This window comes from Promineifilum sp. (SeqCode), assembly GCF_041918635.1.
Classification (GTDB): Bacteria; Chloroflexota; Anaerolineae; order Promineifilales; family Promineifilaceae; genus Promineifilum.
Window position 1 is genome coordinate 1 of record NZ_JAYRVJ010000444.1, and the last position, 2,831, is coordinate 2,831.

The window sequence follows — 2,831 nt, forward strand, 5'->3', positions numbered from 1 at the left end:
CCGGCCGCGATGAGGTCATCGGCCAGTATGGAACCCTTTTCAGCCCTCAGCAGTTGCCCGATCTCACGGATGAGAAGTTTCGCTCCTTTCTGCGCTTCGAGAACAATCGGCACTGGACAGGCATCGAGCGCCAAGGCCCACGTATCACGGCCGACATGCCCGCCCTGCGCGAGGTGTTGGCCCAGCTGCAGGATGAAAGCCGGCCGCTGGCTGACCGCTATAACGAAGCGCGGCAGCGGATCAAGGGCTTGGGTAAGGCCACCATCACACCCATCCTGCTCGTAACCCGTCCACAACAGTATGGGGTCTGGAACGCCAAGAGCGAGAGCGGGCTGAAGCTGCTGGGCCTGTGGCCGTCGTTCCGCAAGGAGAGCGAGGGCCAGCAGTATGAGGCGATGAACGCGGTGCTACTACAGCTGGCGGGCGAACTGGGGATCGATCTGTGGACGCTGGACATCTTGTGGGATGTGCTCAGTGGGGAGCGGTCACTTGCCGCGCCGTTCGACGCCATCTTCCCTAACCGTACCGAGGCTGAGACGGCATTCGGCCACTTTGCCGAGACGGTTAACCTGCTCGGCGGCAGTCCTACCGATAAGCGCTTTGCCTTGACGCTGCGCTATAGCGAGACTTTGCTGCGGCTAAACTTCGGCCAATGGCTGGTGCTCGACTACGCCAAGAATAACGGCTTCATTAGCCTGACACTGTTGATCCAGCCGACAGAGAGCCAATTTGACTTCAAACGCGGCGAACCATTTGCCGACGATCCGGAAATGGCGGTGTTCGAGATCCCGTTTGACGTGGTGGCCGACTGGCCTGACGAACTGCAAGCGATCTATGAAGCGAGCATGGCCCGCGTCGGCGAGCGGTTCCATAGCTGGAAGGGCACGCCCTTCAAGCACTCGCACCTGCCCACCATCTTCGCCGCGCTCTTTGATGAGAAGCAGCGCGACGAGTTGTTCGACAAGGGGCTTAAGCCGCCGGCGCGGCGCTACTGGCGCATTACCATGCCGGCCGACATGAGCGAGGATATGGGCGACGGCCGCGGTAGCTACAACTTCTGGGCCGATTGCCTGGAACGCGGTCTGGCGGCCATCGGTTTTGACAACGACCTGCAAAATACGCAGGTTGAGAAATTCGCTTCCATCCGCGTGGGCGATGGCGTCGTCGCTTTTCTGCGTAACAAGAGCATTGGCGGTATCGGCGTAGTGACTTCGGAACTGGATGAGTCGGTGGCGTTGGAGCGACCGGCCGAGCAGGACTATTTCCGCGACGACATGTGGCTACGCATAGGCGTGGCGTGGCAGCCTAAGACCCTGAGTGTGGATAAGCTATCGCCCAAGACGCGTAACAAGTTCTTGCATGGGACGGTGATCGAGTTGAGAGAGGCGGAGTATGGAGAGGTTGAGGCGCTTTTCACGGCGACACCGCCTGATCCAAATGGCAAGTCGATTGCCCGCGAATTCCACGGCTTTTCGGCCGACGCCTTCGCCTTCCTGAGCGAGTTACAAGCCAACAACACCAAGGAGTGGATGGACGCCCACCGCGAGCGCTGGCAGAGCCAGGTGTTGGAACCCATGCGCGCCCTCTTTGCCGATCTTGGCCCGGCGCTCAAACCAATCTTTGATCCCTATCTCAGCCCCGACACACTGGAGACCAGGGCCACGGCTCACCAGGTCTTAGCCAGAATCTACAAGAATTGGGCGGCCACGGTCGACAGCCAGTATCACGGGTACTATTGGGGCGCTTTTTACCGGGAAAGCTTAAGCAGGCAGACCGACGCGCAACTGTTCATCGTTATCTATCCTCACGTGCTGCGATTTGGCTTCTTTGTGGGCCGTCAAGCCAAGCAAGTCCGGGACCGGTTTCGCCTCCGTGTGCTGGAAGATACGGAAGGCTTCTACGCCTTGCTTGACCAATTGCGCTTGCGGCAGGATTTTGAGTTCGTGCGCACCCACGACGAAAGCAAGCGTGAGGTCATCGTCATTCGCGAACCTGATGATCTGCGCGCTTGGGTGGCAAGCGGGGATTTCGACCTCCTACAACCTCTGGCACCCACACAGGTGATTGGTCTTGGCCCTGCCCTGGCCGATCGTATATATGACGCTTTTCGGCGTGCCTTCCCTATTTACCTATGGGCAGTGGCCGACGATCCGAAGCCTCTGGTTGAACGTTATCTGGCAATCCCGCCTTCGCCCGACGACGATAACGTCATCGATGAGATTCAGCTACCTCTGGTACTCTACACTGATAGCGACTTTCGCGCCCGTACTCACCTCGACGATGCGACCGCCGCTGAACTGCTCGACCTGCTGCGCGACAAGCGCCAACTCATCTTCGACGGCCCACCGGGCACGGGCAAGACCTGGGTGGCGCGGGAGCTGGCCAAGCAGCTGATCGGGCTGGCTGAGCCGCCGCCGGAGCGGCTGGAGATTGTCCAGTTCCACCCCGCCTACAGCTATGAGGATTTCATCGAGGGCATTCGCCCGCAAGTCCTGGAGCGCGACGGCCGCTATCACGTCGATTACCCGCCGCGCGAGGGCACGTTCGTCCGCTTCTGTCGCCGCGCCGCCGGTCTGGGCGACGACACGCCCTGTGTATTCATCATCGACGAGATCAACCGCGGCAACATTCCGCGCATATTCGGCGAGCTCATGCTGCTGCTGGAGTACCGTGATCAGGACGTGACGCTACCCTACTCCGGCCGGCGCTTCCGCATCCCGCCCAACGTCTACCTCATCGGCACGATGAACACCGCCGACCGCTCTATTGCTCTGGTGGACTTCGCTCTGCGCCGCCGCTTCCACTTCTTCCACTTCCAGGCCGATCCCGAC

General features: G+C 60.4%; 1 protein-coding gene. It reads left to right on the forward strand.

What is annotated here, in order from left to right:
- A partial coding sequence (locus ACE3UY_RS13655) for a DUF2461 family protein (protein WP_374688061.1) occupies positions 1-2,831 on the forward strand: 2,831 nt, incomplete at both ends.